This is a genomic window from Comamonas sp. wu1-DMT, from assembly GCF_040187805.1.
In the GTDB taxonomy this organism is placed as follows: Bacteria; Pseudomonadota; Gammaproteobacteria; order Burkholderiales; family Burkholderiaceae_C; genus Comamonas; species Comamonas thiooxydans.
Window position 1 is genome coordinate 305,777 of sequence record NZ_JBANEM010000002.1, and the last position, 15,024, is coordinate 320,800.

Annotated in this window: 10 protein-coding genes and 2 pseudogenes; 7 read left to right on the forward strand and 5 right to left on the reverse strand. The window is 62.8% G+C overall.

Annotated features, from left to right (window positions below):
- The first annotated feature begins 49 nt into the window (after positions 1–49).
- Both V8Z78_RS05500 and V8Z78_RS05505 read left to right on the forward strand, forming a co-directional pair.
- Complete coding sequence (locus V8Z78_RS05500; RefSeq protein ID WP_012836942.1) at positions 50–556, forward strand: TRAP transporter small permease; 507 nt, start codon at positions 50–52, stop codon at positions 554–556.
- Positions 549–1,844, forward strand: a complete 1,296-nt coding sequence (locus V8Z78_RS05505) for a TRAP transporter large permease (RefSeq protein ID WP_012836941.1) — start codon at positions 549–551, stop codon at positions 1,842–1,844. Before V8Z78_RS05500 ends, V8Z78_RS05505 begins: the two co-directional genes overlap by 8 nt.
- 399 nt (positions 1,845–2,243) lie before the next feature.
- Here V8Z78_RS05505 and glmS read toward each other — a convergent pair.
- Positions 2,244–4,159 (reverse strand): annotated as a pseudogene (gene glmS, locus V8Z78_RS05510) (glutamine--fructose-6-phosphate transaminase (isomerizing)).
- 136 nt (positions 4,160–4,295) lie between these two features.
- On the opposite strand from glmS, the gene V8Z78_RS05515 reads away from it, so the two are divergent.
- Both V8Z78_RS05515 and V8Z78_RS05520 read left to right on the forward strand, forming a co-directional pair.
- Complete coding sequence (locus V8Z78_RS05515) at positions 4,296–4,796, forward strand: Lrp/AsnC family transcriptional regulator (RefSeq protein ID WP_003061762.1); 501 nt, start codon at positions 4,296–4,298, stop codon at positions 4,794–4,796.
- A gap of 127 nt (positions 4,797–4,923) precedes the next feature.
- Positions 4,924–6,057 (forward strand): sensor domain-containing diguanylate cyclase, encoded by a 1,134-nt coding sequence (locus tag V8Z78_RS05520; protein WP_349731039.1) that lies wholly within the window; start codon positions 4,924–4,926, stop codon positions 6,055–6,057.
- A 4-nt stretch (positions 6,058–6,061) separates the two neighbouring features.
- Here the strand turns inward: V8Z78_RS05520 and V8Z78_RS05525 are convergent, their stop codons facing one another.
- Together V8Z78_RS05525 and glmU are read right to left on the reverse strand one after the other, a co-directional pair.
- Positions 6,062–6,829 carry a sensor histidine kinase gene (locus V8Z78_RS05525; protein ID WP_223305650.1) on the reverse strand — a complete coding sequence of 256 codons (768 nt, stop codon included), beginning with the start codon at positions 6,827–6,829 and terminating at the stop codon, positions 6,062–6,064.
- Positions 6,830–6,858: 29 nt separating this feature from the next.
- Complete coding sequence (gene glmU, locus V8Z78_RS05530; RefSeq protein ID WP_349731040.1) at positions 6,859–8,298, reverse strand: bifunctional UDP-N-acetylglucosamine diphosphorylase/glucosamine-1-phosphate N-acetyltransferase GlmU; 1,440 nt, start codon at positions 8,296–8,298, stop codon at positions 6,859–6,861.
- Positions 8,299–8,402: 104 nt separating this feature from the next.
- Between glmU and V8Z78_RS05535 the strand changes: the two genes are divergently transcribed.
- The gene (locus V8Z78_RS05535) at positions 8,403–9,383 is read left to right on the forward strand and encodes a LysR substrate-binding domain-containing protein (protein ID WP_349731041.1); all 981 of its coding nucleotides are present in this window, start codon (positions 8,403–8,405) and stop codon (positions 9,381–9,383) included.
- A 195-nt stretch (positions 9,384–9,578) separates the two neighbouring features.
- On the opposite strand, the gene tyrS is transcribed toward V8Z78_RS05535, so the two are convergent.
- Positions 9,579–10,811 (reverse strand): tyrosine--tRNA ligase, encoded by a 1,233-nt coding sequence (gene tyrS / locus V8Z78_RS05540; protein WP_003061750.1) that lies wholly within the window; start codon positions 10,809–10,811, stop codon positions 9,579–9,581.
- A gap of 191 nt (positions 10,812–11,002) precedes the next feature.
- On the opposite strand from tyrS, the pseudogene V8Z78_RS05545 reads away from it, so the two are divergent.
- Together V8Z78_RS05545 and V8Z78_RS05550 are read left to right on the forward strand one after the other, a co-directional pair.
- A pseudogene (locus V8Z78_RS05545) lies at positions 11,003–12,360 on the forward strand (M23 family metallopeptidase).
- A 141-nt stretch (positions 12,361–12,501) separates the two neighbouring features.
- Positions 12,502–13,641 carry an anhydro-N-acetylmuramic acid kinase gene (locus V8Z78_RS05550; protein WP_349731042.1) on the forward strand — a complete coding sequence of 380 codons (1,140 nt, stop codon included), beginning with the start codon at positions 12,502–12,504 and terminating at the stop codon, positions 13,639–13,641.
- A gap of 28 nt (positions 13,642–13,669) precedes the next feature.
- Here the strand turns inward: V8Z78_RS05550 and V8Z78_RS05555 are convergent, their stop codons facing one another.
- Positions 13,670–15,022, reverse strand: coding sequence for an LLM class flavin-dependent oxidoreductase (locus V8Z78_RS05555; RefSeq protein WP_349731043.1), 1,353 nt, complete (start codon positions 15,020–15,022; stop codon positions 13,670–13,672).
- Positions 15,023–15,024 lie beyond the last annotated feature (2 nt).

A 15,024-nucleotide genomic window follows, 5' to 3' on the forward strand; every position in this document is an offset into this window, starting at 1 on the left:
GGCATCCGGGGCGGGCGGCCGATGACCTCATCCTCTCAGGAAGACAAGCATGCGCAAGTTACTCAACGGCCTCTATGACGGCAGTGCCTGGCTTGCCGGCATCGCCATGATCGGCGTGCTGGCGATGGTGCTGCTGACCATCACCAGCCGACTCTTTGGCTTCAGCGCCCCGGGCACCGATGCCTACGCAGGCTATGCCATGGCGGGCGCTGGCTTCATGGCCCTGGCCAGCACCTTGAAGAAAGGTGAACATATCCGCGTCACCCTGCTGTTGGGTGCGCTCAAGGGCAGGGCCTACAAGGCGCTGGAACTGACCGCCCTTGGCATCGCCACCATTCTTTCGGCCTTTCTGGCTTTCTATTCCACGCGCTTGGTCTGGCAATCCTGGGAAATCGAAGACATCTCCGTGGGCATAGACGCCACACCGCTGTGGATTCCCCAGATCTTCATGGCTCTGGGCACGATTGTTTTCTTCATCGCGTTCTGCGACGAACTGGTGCTGGAGCTGCTGGGCAAACGCAAGGCGGTAGAGAAGGAGGGAACCCCTCATGAATGAAATCACCGCAAGCATTGCACTGATCGTGGTGCTGCTGGCCCTGCTTGGCGGCGGTGTCTGGGTCGGACTGACGCTGGCAGGCGTTGCCTGGTTCGGCATGGAATTCTTCACCGCGCGCGCTGCGGGTGATGCCATGGCCATGACCATCTGGGGTTCTGCCAGCAGCTGGACCTTGACGGCCTTGCCCCTGTTTGTCTGGATGGGCGAGATTCTCTACCGCACCAATCTGTCCGAGAGCATGTTTCGAGGTCTGGCGCCCTGGGTCAATGCGCTGCCGGGCCGCCTGCTGCACACCAATGTCATTGGCTGCACGATTTTTGCGGCAGTGTCCGGCTCCTCGGCCGCCACCTGCGCCACCGTGGGCAAGATGAATGTGCCCGAGCTGCGCAAACGCGGCTATCCCGAGAACATGGTGATCGGCTCGCTGGGCGGCCCCGCCACACTGGGTCTGCTGATCCCGCCCTCCATCATCTTGATCGTCTACGGCGTATCGGCCGAGCTGTCGATCTCCAAGCTCTTCATGGCAGGCGTGCTGCCAGGCATCATGCTGGCCCTGATGTTCAGCGGCTGGATCGTGGTCTGGGCCCTGATGAACCCGGACAAGGTGCCCAAGGCCGACAGCACCATGAGCTTCAAGCAGAAAGTCTACGAGTCGCGCCACCTGATCCCCGTCGTGCTGCTGATCTCGGGCGTGATTGCCAGCATTTACAGCGGCATTGCCACGGCGACCGAAGCCGCCGGCATAGGCGTGATGGGAGCGCTGATTCTGTCGGCCCTGCAAGGTGCACTGAGCTGGAAGAACTTCAAGGAATCGCTGTTCGGAGCCACCCGGCTGTACTGCATGATTGCGCTGATCCTCGCCGGTGCAGCCTTCATGACCTTGTCCATGGGCTATATCGGACTGCCACGCCAGCTGGCTGAATACGTGGGCAGCCTGAACCTGTCGCCCGCCATGCTGATTGCGGTACTGGGCCTGTTCTACATTCTCATCGGCTGCTTTCTGGACGGCATCTCCACCATTGTGCTGACCTCCGGCGTGGTTCTGCCCATCATCCAGGCCGCAGGCATAGACCCCCTGTGGTTCGGCATCTTCCTCGTGATCACGGTGGAGACCGCTCAGATCACGCCACCGGTGGGCTTCAACCTGTTCGTGCTGCAGGGCATGACGGGCAAGCAGATCACCTATCTGGCCCGCGTCTGCGCACCCTACTTCCTGCTGATGGTGCTGGCACTGGTCATACTGTGGTTCTTCCCGCAGATCGTGACCGTGCTGCCCAATAATATGTAAGCAAAATCGCTCTACTCGAACGCCCCGCAAGGGGCGTTTTTCATAGGCGAGCCAAGATGGCCGCATGCATGCCAGGACATGCGGGCTTCAACGCCGGGATGTTGATGCCGCATCCATCTGACAGGGTGTTACGAAAAATGCTCACTACGCTGTTAGATTAGTTGGGTTAGCCATCCAGACACATCGCAATGAAAGAAAAAATCAACTTCATTGAGAGGGAGCGCCTCTACCGACATGAACTCAAACGCCGCCGCGTGAAGTTTCTGCCCATGCAGGTACTGCGCCGGGTCTTCAAAGCGGCAGGAGTCTAGCCAGCGCTGAAGCCAGCCATCCACCTGTCATGCCAAAAACGAAAAAGCGCTCCATGGGAGCGCTTTTTCGTGGCACGAAGCAACCGACTTATTCCACCGTGACCGACTTGGCCAGGTTTCGCGGCTTGTCCACATCGGTGCCGCGTGCCACCGCCGTGTGATAGGCCAGCAGCTGCAGCGGCACCACGTGCAGAATGGGGCTCAGGGCACCATAGTTCTCGGGCATGCGAATCACATGCATGCCTTCGCTGCTTTCGATATTGGTCTTGGCATCGGCCAGCACATAGAGAACACCGCCGCGCGCACGCACTTCCTGCATATTGCTCTTGAGCTTTTCCAGCAGTTCGTCGTTGGGCGCCACGGTGACCACAGGCATCTGGCTGTCCACCAGTGCCAGCGGGCCATGCTTGAGCTCGCCGGCAGGATAGGCTTCGGCGTGGATATAGCTGATTTCCTTGAGCTTGAGCGCGCCTTCCAGAGCGATGGGGTAGTGAATGCCGCGACCCAGGAACAGCGCGTTTTCCTTCTTCGCAAAGTCTTCGGCCCAGCTGATGATCTGCGGCTCCAGCGCCAGCACGGATTGCAGGGCCACGGGAAGGTGGCGCATGGCCGTCAGATACTGCTGCTCCTTCTCTTCCGTCAGACGTCCCTTGGACTGGGCCAGCGCCAGCGTCAGCAGGAACAGACCTGCAAGCTGCGTCGTGAAGGCCTTGGTCGATGCCACGCCGATTTCCACGCCGGCGCGCGTGATATAGGCCAGCTCGCACTCGCGCACCATGGCGCTGGTGGCCACATTGCAGATGGTCAGGCTGTGCTTCATGCCCAGGCTCTGGGCATGGCGCAGGGCCGCCAATGTATCGGCCGTCTCGCCCGACTGGCTGATGGTCACGATCAGTGTCTTGGGATCGGGCACGCTGGTGCGGTAACGGTACTCGCTGGCCACCTCCACATTGCAGGGGATGCCGGCAATCGCCTCTATCCAGTACTTGGCCGTGCAGCCGCTGTAATAGCTGGTGCCGCAGGCAAGGATCAGGACCCGGTCGATCTCCTTGAATACTCGCCAGGCCGCCGCGCCGGTCTTGCCTTCCGAAGTGACCCCGTCAAACAGCTCGGGGGCAATGTTCTTCAGGCCTTCCAGCGTATCGCCCAAAGCGCGCGGCTGCTCGAAGATTTCCTTTTGCATGTAGTGGCGATAAGGGCCCAGTTCGGCTGCGCCGCTGTGCGCCATCACGGTCCTGACCGGGCGTTGCTGCTCTGTCAGGCGCTCGCCGCTCTTGCTGATGACCCAGTAGCGTCCTGGCTGCAGATCGATCAGATCGCCCTCTTCCAGGTACACGATCTGGTCGGTCACACCCGCCAGCGCCATTGCATCGCTGGCCAGGAAATGTTCCGCGCCGTCCTTGCCCACACCCAGAATCAGCGGCGAGCCGGCACGAGCGCCACCACACGGCGGGGTTCATCCCGGTGCATCACGCCGATCGCATAGGCGCCATGCAGGCGAGCCGTCGCGGCTTGCACGGCTTCGAAAAGATCGCCGTTGTAGAGGCTGTCCACCAGGTGAGCAATGACCTCGGTGTCGGTCTGGCTGGCAAATACATAGCCCTTGGCCTGCAGCTCGGTACGCAGGGCTTCGTAGTTCTCGATGATGCCGTTGTGCACCAGGGCCACGCGGGCCGGCGCATCGGCATCGGCCACGGGCGAGATGCCGGGACCATGGCTGAAGTGGGGGTGGGCATTGCGTACGGCAGGCTCGCCGTGAGTGGCCCAGCGGGTATGGGCAATGCCGGTGAAACCTTCCACATGCTCGGTCTTGACCTGCTCCATCAACTCGGCCACGCGGGCTGTAGAGCGTGCACGCTGCAAGCCCAGGCTCAAGCCGCTGGCATCCGCTGCCTGTACAGCCACACCACAGGAGTCATAGCCGCGATACTCCAGCCGCTGCAGACCCTGGACCAGAACCGGAACGATATTGCGATGAGACACCGCAGCAACAATGCCACACATAGAGGTACACCTTAGGTTGTTTGAGCGAGCATGCTAACGGTTGCAATAAAAAATTTTCAATCAATAAAAACAACAAAATGATTGAAAATTTCATCGAATCGGAATATTGATTATTTATTCAATAAAATTTAAATAAATGAATGAAAATTCCATCAATCTGGATGACACCGACTTGCAACTGCTGCAGCAATTGCAGCTGGATTCCAGCCTGAGCAACCAGGCCCTGGCCCGGCATCTCGAGCTGTCTGCCCCTACCTGCCTACGCCGGGTCAAACGCCTGCAGGAGCTGGGTCTGATCGAGAAACAAGTCGCCATCCTGAGCAGCGAACACATCGCCCGCCTCACCGGTCATGGCCTGCAGGCCATTGTGGAAGTCTCGCTGGACCGGCAGGACAGCAGCTCACTGCTGCAATTCGAGCACAAAGCCGTGGCTGAACCCGGCGTGCAGCAATGCTGGCGCGTCTCTCCCGGCCCCGACTTCATCCTCGTCATTGCCACCATCGATATGCCTGCCTACCTGGCATTGAGCCAGAAGCTGTTCACGCAGGATGCCAATGTGCGCAATGTCAAAGCCTTCTTCAGCATCAAGCGCGCCAAATTCAGTACCGAACTGCCCTTGCCCGTCTCCAATCATTAGGGACTTGCACGCCTTTATTTTTGAACCGTCATGTGTGGTGCGGATGCCGCGCAAGTCCCTCAATATTTGATACAAATTGTATTAATTAGATTATTCTCGCATCCTTGACTTAAGCCAATTCCACCAGATGCCCTTGCATCGAGATATTCACCGCCGGACCTACCCTCTGCGCGCCTCTTATATGGCACTGGGCGGAGCGGTGGTGGCTGCGAGCCTGTCATATCTCCCGACCAATCTCGCCTGGTGGGCATTCACGACGGTCAGTGCGCTGGTATGGCCGCATATTGCTTTCTTGCATTCAAGCCGGCAACAGGATCAGTTCCATGCCGAGTATTTCAATTCTCTGATAGATGCGCTGATCGTCGGCTGCTGGATTTCTCTGATGCACTGGAGCCTGCTGCCCAGCATCTGCATTCTGGCCATAGGCGTGGCCGATCGCTTCTATACCGGTTTGAAGCGCCGCTGGCTGCCCTCCCTGATCGCGCTGCTGTGCGGCATGCTTTTCATGAGCATCGCCATAACGCCCACCCCGCAATGGGCCGCACCACTGGCGGTACAGCTCAGCCTGCTGCCGCTGATCATCCTGCACAGCGCCTATGCAAGCTGGTCCAACAGCCGAATGCTCAAGACTCTGGCCAGGCAGAACCTGCAGCTCAAGTTGCTGGGGCGCATTGATCCTCTGACCACGGTATACAGCCGCGATTACTGGTGGAAAAAAGCCCGTGCCGCGCTGCATCAGCACCGCACCGCCAAGGAGCAGACCTGCCTGCTGGTGATTGACATTGACCGTTTCAAAAGCGTGAATGATCTGTACGGCCATATTGTGGGCGACGATGTTTTGAAAATGATCGGGCTGGCGATTAGAAACAGCCTGCGCAGCAACGATATTGCTGGGCGCTACGGCGGCGATGAATTCACCGTGCTTTGCAAGCACACCACGGCCAAGGAGGCATATTCGGTCGCCATGCGTATTTGCGAGAAAATTGCTCAGATACGCATTCGCGAATATCCACAGCTGCACATCAGTGCGAGTATCGGCGTTGCGGCAGCCGATGAAGGTTTTGGCTCGGTGACCGAGTGGATAAAAGCGGCCGACAGTGCGCTTTACAGTGCCAAGAGCGGCGGGCGCGACCAGGTGATGGATGCCACGCAGCAACCCGAGCGGCAGCACAGTCCCTCGACCATGCCCATGCGACCGGAATCCACGCGAATCAGCCCGGCGAGCGCCGAGCAGGAAAGCCTGGACCGCGACGTGGTCTGACCACTCAGGGCAGGCAGGTGGGCCAATGCATCTGCAACTGGCATCCCGCATTGAGCTGGGCCTGGATTTCCGCCTCGCCGCCATGGCGGCGGCAGATATCGCGCACCAGCGCCAGGCCGATGCCGAGGCCCTCGAACTCGGCCTCGCGATGCATGCGCTGAAAGACGCCAAACAGCTTGCCTGACCGCGCCTGCTCGAAGCCGGCGCCGTTGTCGGCCACGGTGATGAAGCAGCCCCCCTGCCCGTCACGCTGCACATCGACCTGAATGCGCGCCAGCGGCACGGCCCGCGTGAACTTGACGGCATTGGCGAGAGCTGCGTCCAAAGCCTGCTCCAGCAGACGCGGATCTGCCTGCAACATGGGGGCGACAGCGGGCAGACACCACTCTATGCGTCGGCCTTGCGCGCCTGCCTGCAGACGCTGGCGCAGACTGCCCAGCAAGGCCAGCAAGTCCACAGGCTGCGGCTGCAGCACATGGCTCTGAGCCCGATTCAGCTGCAGCAAGCCGTCGAACATGGCCGCCATGCGCTGGGCGGACTGATCCATGGTCTGGAGGAAGCTGCGCGCTTCCTCCAGGTCTTCGGCACCGGGGCTGGCGGACTGCAGCAGCTCGGCAACCAGCGGATTGAAAGCCAGCAGATGGCGCAGCGGCGCCCGCAAATCATGCGAGACGGCATGCATCCACTCCTGCTGGGCCGTGCGCAAGGCGGCCAGTTCGGCCTCGCGCCTGGCCAGCAGCGCCAGCGCTTCGTCCAGGGACTGAGGCGCCATGCTCTCCAAAGCTTGCTGCGCTTGTTCCATCAGGCTTTGGGCAGCTTTTCAGGGCGCTTCCAGTTGCGGATGCTGACCTGCCTGCCACGTCCTACCGTCAAGGCACCAGCCTCGGTGTTCTTGGTCACGGTGGAGCCACCGCCCACGGTGCCGCCGGCGGCAATCGTCACCGGAGCCACCAGCACGCAGTTGCTGCCGATATGCACATCGGCCTCGATCACGGTACGGTGCTTGTTCACGCCGTCATAGTTGGCAGTGATGCTGCCTGCGCCGTAGTTCACGCGCTCACCCACCGTGGCATCGCCCAGATAGGCCAGGTGATTGGCCTTGGCGCCGTCGGCCAGGCTGGAGTTCTTCACTTCCACGAAGTTGCCGATATGCACTTCGCGGCCCAGCCTGGCGCCGGGGCGCAGGCGGGCAAACGGGCCGACCAGCGCGCCCTGGCCCACTTCCACGCCGGCCTTCTCGCCATCAATGTGCGTGAAGGGGTGGATCACGGCATCGTCGGCAATGCTCACATTGCTGAGATGGCAGTTGGCCCCGATCCGGGCACCAGCGCCAATCGTCACCTTGCCGGCAAAGATGCAGTTCACGTCGATTTCCACATCCTGGCCGCAGCTCAGGCTGGCCTTGGCGCCGCGCGCATCGTCACGCAAGTCGAAGCGCGCAGGATCGGCCATGCGCACGCCCTGCTCCATCAGCTCGCGCGCCTGGCGCAGCTGGTGGGCGCGCTCCAGCTCTGCCAGTTGCAGCGGGCTGTTGACGCCTGCCACCTGCAGCGCATCGGCAATGCGGTGGCCCACCACGGGCACGCCGTCGGCCACGGCCATGGCGACGATATCGGTCAGGTAGTACTCGCCCTGGGCATTGTTGTTGTCGAGCTTGGCAAGCCAGGCCGTCAGATGCCTGGCGGGCACGGCCATGATGCCGCTGTAGATCTCGGTGATGGCGCGTTCGGCCTCGCTGGCGTCCTTTTGCTCGACGATGCGCTGCACCGTGCCGGCATCGTTGCGCACGATGCGGCCATAGCCCGTGGGATCGGCCATGGTCACGGTGAGCAGCGCCATCTTGTCGCTGCCGGCGGCATCGAGCAGACCCTGCAGCGTGTCGGCCCGGGTCAGCGGCACATCACCCGACAGCACCACGACCAGGCCATCGTCCTTGAGCGCAGGCACGGCCTGCTGCACGGCATGGCCGGTTCCCAGCTGGGGCTCCTGGCGCACAAACTTCAGGTCCATTGCACCATTGGCGCCATCTGCGCCATTGGCAGCGGCGATGGCCGCTTCCACTTCCGCAGCACCATGGCCCGTCACCACCACGGCCGAGCGCGCCTTGAGCTGCGCAGCAGTATCCAGCACATGCTGCAACAGGGCGCGTCCGGCCAGCTTTTGCAGCACCTTGGGATGGCGGCTTTTCATGCGGGTGCCTTTGCCGGCAGCCATGACGACGATGTCCAGAGGTGCAGTCATATTGATTTGTGGAATGAAAACCGCCTGATTATCGACCCATAGCCGTGCTCGGCAACTGCAAGCGCAGGCAACAGTCGCCGCAAACACCTTATGCTTGCCCTGCCATGCCTCATGCAACCACCAGCCCCACTCCGCTGCTTCGCACCCGCGCCGTCGGCGCCGGCCATCTGCGCGCCTTTCTGGCCGTGGCCCGACACCTGAACTTTCGTGCCGCGGCGGACGAGCTGGCACTGACCCAGTCTGCCGTCAGCCGCCAGATCCAGTCGCTGGAAGACGAGGTGGGCATCCCGCTGTTCCTGCGCCATTCGCGAGCCGTGGAACTCACGGGTGCCGGCGCCCAGCTGCTGCATGCCGTTCAGCCTGCACTGGAGTCGATCGACGCCACCGTGCGCCAGATCCGCCAGACCGTGGGCCGCAAGAGCGTGGCCATCACCACCTGGGCCAGCTTTGCTGCCATGTGGCTGATTCCGCGTCTGGAGGCTTTCCAGCGCGCCTATCCCGATATCGACATTCGCATAGACACGGGCGACGCCGTGGTGGATCTGGAGACCACCGATGTGGACCTGGCCATACGCTACAGCGCCGGCGTCGCCGATGCCGCGGCGAAGGCTTTGTTCGGCGAAGAGCTGGTGCTGGTCGCAAGCCCAGCACTGCTCAGGAGCGGCCCCGCCGTGCACAGCCCCGCCGATGCGGCCCGCTACACCTTGATTGAAACCGGCGACGTGCACCGCATGCCCCAGCTGGAGTGGCTGAGCTGGCAACGCTGGTTTGCCGCCAACGGCTGCGACCAGCTGCAGCCGCCGCGCTGGCTGTACTTCAACTACGCCCACCAGATCGTGCAGGCCGCGCTGGCGGGCCAGGGTCTGGCCATCGCGCGCCTGCCGCTGGTAGCCGATGCGCTGGCGGCCGGCACCCTGATCGAGGTATTGCCCGAACATCGCCTGGCCTCGCCGCTGTCGTACTGGCTGCTGCAAGGCCCGCGCAGCAGCGAGCGGCCCGAAGTGCAGGCCTTCTGTCAGTGGCTGATGGAACAAGCCCGCCAGACGCGCGACGCCATGCAAGGCGCGAGCGAGCCGACCCAATAAAAAAGAGAGCTACTCACGCATGACCTGCATCGGTTTCAAATACAAAGTGATTTGAAACGCAGATGTATCAAGCGTAAAAAGCTCTCATTTTTACTGTCACCTCTTTAGGCCGCGCCACAGCGGCAAAGGCCTTGCCCTGTGGCGCCAAGCGCAAAGAGGCGAACGGGGCGAATGGGGCGAAGCGCCCCAGGGCGCTCAGCTCAGCGTGACACGCGCAAACTTGCGCTTGCCCACCTGCAGCACAAAGGTGCCGGCATCCAGCTTCAGTGCGCGGTCGCTGATGACGTTGCCGTCAACGCGCACGCCGCCGCCATCGATCAGGCGGTTGGCTTCGCCGGTCGATGCAGCCAGATTGGCCTGCTTGACCAGCGCACCAATGCCCAGCGGAGCGCCGGACAGGCTGATTTCAGGGATGTCATCGGGAATGCCGCCCTTGGAGCGGTTGATGAAATCCTGCTCGGCCGCATCGGCGGCTTCGGCGCTGTGGAAGCGCGCGGTGATCTCCTTGGCCAGCGCCACCTTGGCATGCTTGGGATTGCCGCCGGCCTCGATCTCGGCCTTGAGCGCGGCAATCTCGGCCAGGCTCTTGAAGGACAGCAGGGTGTACCAGTCCCACATCAGCTCGTCCGAGATCGACAGCACCTTGGCGAACATGGTGTTGGCGTCCTCGGTGATGCCGATGTAGTTGTTCTTGGACTTGGACATCTTGTGCACGCCATCCAGGCCCACCAGCAGCGGCATGGTGAGCACGCACTGCTGCTCCTGACCGTACTCGGCCTGCAGATGCCTGCCCATCATCAGATTGAACTTCTGATCGGTGCCGCCCAGCTCCAGATCGGACTTGAGCGCCACCGAGTCATAGCCCTGTAGCAGCGGGTAGAGAAACTCGTGCAGGCTGATGGAGCTGCCGTCGGTGAAGCGCGTATGGAAGTCGTTGCGCTCCATCATGCGCGCCACCGTGTACTTGGCCGACAGCTGGATCATGCCGCGCGCGCCCAGCTGGTCGCACCATTCGCTGTTGTAGCGTACCTCGGTCCTGGCCGGGTCCAGCACCTTGGCGGCCTGGGTGTAATAGGTCTCGGCATTGACCTTGATCTGCTCGGCCGTCAGCGGCGGACGCGTGGAGTTGCGGCCCGAAGGGTCGCCGATCAGCGTCGTGAAGTCGCCGATCAGGAAGATCACCTGATGGCCCAGATCCTGCAGCTGGCGCATCTTGTTGAGCACCACGGTATGGCCCAGGTGAATGTCGGGGGCTGTCGGGTCCAGACCCAGCTTGATGCGCAGGGGCACGCCGGTGGCTTCGGACCTGGCCAGTTTCTGGACCCACTCGTCCTTGGGCAGCAGCTCATCGACTCCACGCAGAGTGACTTCCAGCGCCTGGTTCACTCTGTCGGTCACGGGAAAACTTGTAACAGCAGATTGATTCATAAGGGTTTTTCGGCAGGCGAAGTAGGACGCGGCCGATATACTTGGAGGTTTGGTGTTACGGTCAATTCTAGACTGCTCCCTCATAAAGACCTCTTTGGATGGACTTATGGCACGGTAGAGCTGCTGGAGACGTGTCAGTCGTAACAAATACCAACTCCACCGACACGCTTTCCCAAGGATTTGATGTTTTGATGACTGGCTTGAAAAATGCCGGCGGTGCTCTGCTTGCGCGGCTGACATCGGCTCTGCAAAAACACCCCAAGCGCGCCACGGCGGCGCTGGCGACTGTTTTGCTGACCGGTGGCAGCGGCGCCTTCGCTGTGGCCAGCCTGGGCCCCGACCCCGCCGACCTCCCCGTACGTACACTGACCGAACCCGTCACCTCCCTGGCCGCTGGCCAGGATCTGGCCGATCTGACGGATCTGCAGTCCTTCTCCCTCTACCGTTCCGAATACACCCGCAGCAACGACACCACAGAGTCGCTGCTGCAGCGCCTTGGCATTGCCGACCCGCAGGCCGCAGCCTTCATGCGCAGCAACGAAGCCGTGCGCCAGAACGTGCTGGGCCGCGCCGGCCGCCTGGTGTCCGCAGAGACAACGCCCGACCAGCAGCTGAGCCAGCTGACCGTGCGCTGGGCTCCCAGCGAAGATGGCAGCTTTCAGCGCCTGACGGTGGAACGCGTGGACGGCAAGCTGCAGTCCAAGATCGAGACCGGCAAGCTCACGGCCAGCCCCCGCCTCGCGGGTGGCGTGATTCGCTCCTCCTTCTTTGCCGCCACGGATGCCTCCGACATTCCCGACAGTGTCTCCATGCAGATGGCCGACATTTTCCAGGGCGAGCTGGACTTCCGCCGCGGCCTGCGCAAGGGCGACCGCTTTGCCGTGGTCTATGAATCGCTGGAAGCCGATGGCGAGCCGCTGCGCGCCGGCCGCGTGCTGAGCACCGAGTTCTACAACAATGGCAAGTCGCATCAGGCCATGTGGTTCCAGGAAGCAGGCAAGAAAGGCGCCTACTACACGCTGGACGGCAAGAGCCTGCGCCAGGCCTATCTGAACTACCCCGTGGAGTTCTCGCGCATCAGCAGCGGTTTTTCCATGCGCGTCCACCCCATCCAGAAAACCTGGCGCGCCCATCTGGGCACCGACTTCGCGGCCCCCACGGGCACCAAGGTGCGCTCCGTGGGCGACGGCATCGTGTCCTTTGCCGGCGTACAAAACGGTTACGGCAATGTGATCTTTGTCGATCACGCCAACCAGCACACCACCGTGTATGCCCACCTGAGCCGCATCGACGTCAAGCACGGTCAACGCGTGGACCAGGGCGACATCATCGGCGCCGTGGGCTCCACGGGCTGGGCCACCGGCCCTCACCTGCACTTCGAGTTCCGCGACAAGGGCGAGCAGCGCGACCCGCTGACCATTGCCCAGATCACCGACGCCGCCCAGCCTATCTCCAAGGCGCCCGCCCGGCCTTCGAGCAGCAGGCAGCGCAGATGCGCATCGAACTTAACGCCGGCACGCAGTCGTTCGCCTTGGCCAGCACACGCTGATCCATCGCTGCGACACAACCTGAGGGCTGCAAATTGCAGCCCTTTTTCATTTCCGCATCAGGATCGTTTGCAGCGACCGCCAGGAAAGCCGCAAACGCTACAGCTAAGATAGTAAACCGCACGCCAACCCTCTGATCTACCATGTCCAATGCCATTGAACAAGCCGCTCAAAGCAACCTCTATATCGGCCTGATGTCCGGTACATCGCTGGACGGCGTCGACGGGGTTCTCGTGGACTTCAGCCAGGGCACGCGAGTGCTGCAACATGCCAGCTGCGGCTTCGACGCGGCATTGCGCGCCGAGTTGCTGGCCCTCAACACCGCTGGTGGCCAGGACGAGCTGCATCGCGCCGCCCTGGCCGCCAACGCACTGGTGCGCCACTATGCTCAGGTGGTGGAGCAACTGCTGACTGCAGCCGGCGTCCGGGCCGGGCAGATCGCAGCCATAGGCGCCCATGGCCAGACCGTGCGCCACCGTCCGCAAATGTTCGATGGCACGGGCTATACGCTGCAGCTCAACAACCCCGCCCTGCTGGCCGAGCTGACCGGCATCAGCGTCGTCGCGGACCTGCGCAGCCGCGATGTGGCGGCAGGCGGCCAGGGCGCGCCGCTGGTACCGGCCTTTCACCAAAGCGTGTTCGGCAGGCCCGCTGAAACCGCGCTGGTGCTCAATATCGGCGGCATTGCCAATCTCAGCGTGCTGGGTGCCGACGGCTCGGTGCTGGGCTTCGACACCGGCACCGGCAATGCGCTGATGGACGGCTGGTGCCTGCGCCATACCGGCAGGAGCTATGACGAGAGCGGCCGGTGGGCCGCCAGCGGCAAGGTCCTGCCCGAGCTGCTGGCCGCCATGCTGGGCGACCCCTATCTGGCCCAGCAGCCGCCCAAGAGCACGGGGCGCGATCTGTTTCACGCCGAGTGGCTGGAGCGGCATCTGCAGCAGCATGCGGCCCAGGCCGCCGCAGTCGATGTACAGGCGACCCTGGCCGAATTCACGGCCGCCAGCTGCGCCCATGCCGTGCAGCGTTTCGGCAGGGGCGGCACCGAACTGCTGGTCTGCGGCGGCGGCGCACTGAACACCTATCTGATGCAGCGTCTTGCCGCCCTGCTGCCGGGCGTGAAGGTGAGCTCCACGGCAGAGTGCGGCCTGCCCCCGCTCGAAGTGGAAGCAGCCGCCTTTGCCTGGCTGGCACGTCAATGCCTGCTGGGCCTGCCCGGCAATCTGGCCAGCGTGACAGGCGCCAGCGGCCCGCGCATTCTGGGCGCCATCCACCCCGCTTGACAGCGCGGTCGCCGGCCCGCCTGCAGGCTCAGGCCGCTACTGCGGCATCTGCCTGCAGCCTGTGCTGCACGGCCGGCAGATCGGGCAAGCCGAAATGACCGCGCAGCGTGCTGCTCTCGTAGTCGCTGCGGAACAGTCCACGCTTGCGCAAGATGGGCACGACCTCGCTGGCAAACAGCTCCAGCTGCTGCGTGATCACCGGTGGCATCACATTGAAGCCATCGGCAGCGCCCGTGCGGAACCAGTCTTCGATCGTGTCCGCCACCTGCTCGGGCGTGCCGGCAATCGCCAGATGCCCGCGCGCGCCTGCCAGTCGCTTGAGCAGCTGACGCAGCGTGAGTCCGTCACGCAGCGTGGTCTCCACATAGCCCATGGCGCGACTCCTGGAAGCTTCCACCAGCGCGGGGTCGGGAAAATCGTCGCGGGTCAAGCGGCGGTCCAGCGGCAGACTGCTGAAGTCATGGCCGCCAAACCGTGCCGACAGGCGTCCCAGTCCCACTTCGATGCTGGTCAGGCTGTCGAGTTCCTCCCACACCTGACGGGCTTCGTACTCCGTGGAGCCAATCGCGGCACTGATGCCCGGCAGAATCACAATGTCTTCGGCCCTGCGTCCCAGGGCCTTCGCCTGTCCCTTGATATCGGCATAAAAGCCTTGCGCCGACTCCTTGCTGCCATGCGCCGTGAAAATGGCCTCGGCCCATTGCGCGGCAAAGGCCCGACCGGTTTCGGACTGCCCGGCCTGCACCAGTACCGGACGGCCCTGGGGGCTGCCCGGCACATTCAGCGGTCCACGCGTACGGATATGCGTGCCCGCATAGTTGACGGGGCGCACCTGGCCTATGTCCAGGAACTGGCCCGATTCGGCATCGTCCACCACTGCCCCGCCCGGAAAGCTGCGCCATAGCGCATCCACTGCGGCCACGAACTCGTCGGCGATGCGGTAGCGCTCGGCATGCTCCACGTTCTCTTGCAGCCCGTAGTTTTCGCCGGCCCTGGGCAGCCAGGAGGTCACGATATTCCAGCCTGCCCGGCCCTTGGACAGGTGGTCTAGCGTGGCGAACTGCCGCGCCAGCGTATAGGGCAGGCTGTAGGTGGTGGAAGCCGTGCCGATCAGCCCGATACGCTCGGTATGCTGCGCCAGTGCAGCCAGCAGCAGCAGCGGCTCGAGCTGGCCTGAAGAAGCCATCTGCCCGTTGTCGGGTCCAACCAGCCCGTCGGCCAGAAATACGGCATCGAACTTGGCGGCCTCGGCGATGCGGGCCGCATCCACATAGAGCTCCAGATCGGTCAGCGCCTTGCGATTGGCTCCGGGGTGACGCCAGGCACCTTCGTGGTGGCCTCGTGTCATCAGAAACAGGTTCAGGTGTAGTTGTCGTGTCATGG

What these genes read in the sequence shown, in the direction of transcription:
- V8Z78_RS05500 (WP_012836942.1), top strand. Translation starts at nt 50, where the DNA reads ATGCGCAAGTTACTCAACGGCCTCTATGACGGCAGTGCCTGGCTTGCC.
- V8Z78_RS05505 (WP_012836941.1), top strand. Translation starts at nt 549, where the DNA reads ATGAATGAAATCACCGCAAGCATTGCACTGATCGTGGTGCTGCTGGCC.
- V8Z78_RS05515 (WP_003061762.1), top strand. Translation starts at nt 4,296, where the DNA reads ATGAATGAAAATTCCATCAATCTGGATGACACCGACTTGCAACTGCTG.
- V8Z78_RS05520 (WP_349731039.1), top strand. Translation starts at nt 4,924, where the DNA reads ATGCCCTTGCATCGAGATATTCACCGCCGGACCTACCCTCTGCGCGCC.
- V8Z78_RS05525 (WP_223305650.1), bottom strand. Translation starts at nt 6,829, where the DNA reads ATGGCGCCTCAGTCCCTGGACGAAGCGCTGGCGCTGCTGGCCAGGCGC.
- glmU (WP_349731040.1), bottom strand. Translation starts at nt 8,298, where the DNA reads ATGACTGCACCTCTGGACATCGTCGTCATGGCTGCCGGCAAAGGCACC.
- V8Z78_RS05535 (WP_349731041.1), top strand. Translation starts at nt 8,403, where the DNA reads ATGCCTCATGCAACCACCAGCCCCACTCCGCTGCTTCGCACCCGCGCC.
- tyrS (WP_003061750.1), bottom strand. Translation starts at nt 10,811, where the DNA reads ATGAATCAATCTGCTGTTACAAGTTTTCCCGTGACCGACAGAGTGAAC.
- V8Z78_RS05550 (WP_349731042.1), top strand. Translation starts at nt 12,502, where the DNA reads ATGTCCAATGCCATTGAACAAGCCGCTCAAAGCAACCTCTATATCGGC.
- V8Z78_RS05555 (WP_349731043.1), bottom strand. Translation starts at nt 15,022, where the DNA reads ATGACACGACAACTACACCTGAACCTGTTTCTGATGACACGAGGCCAC.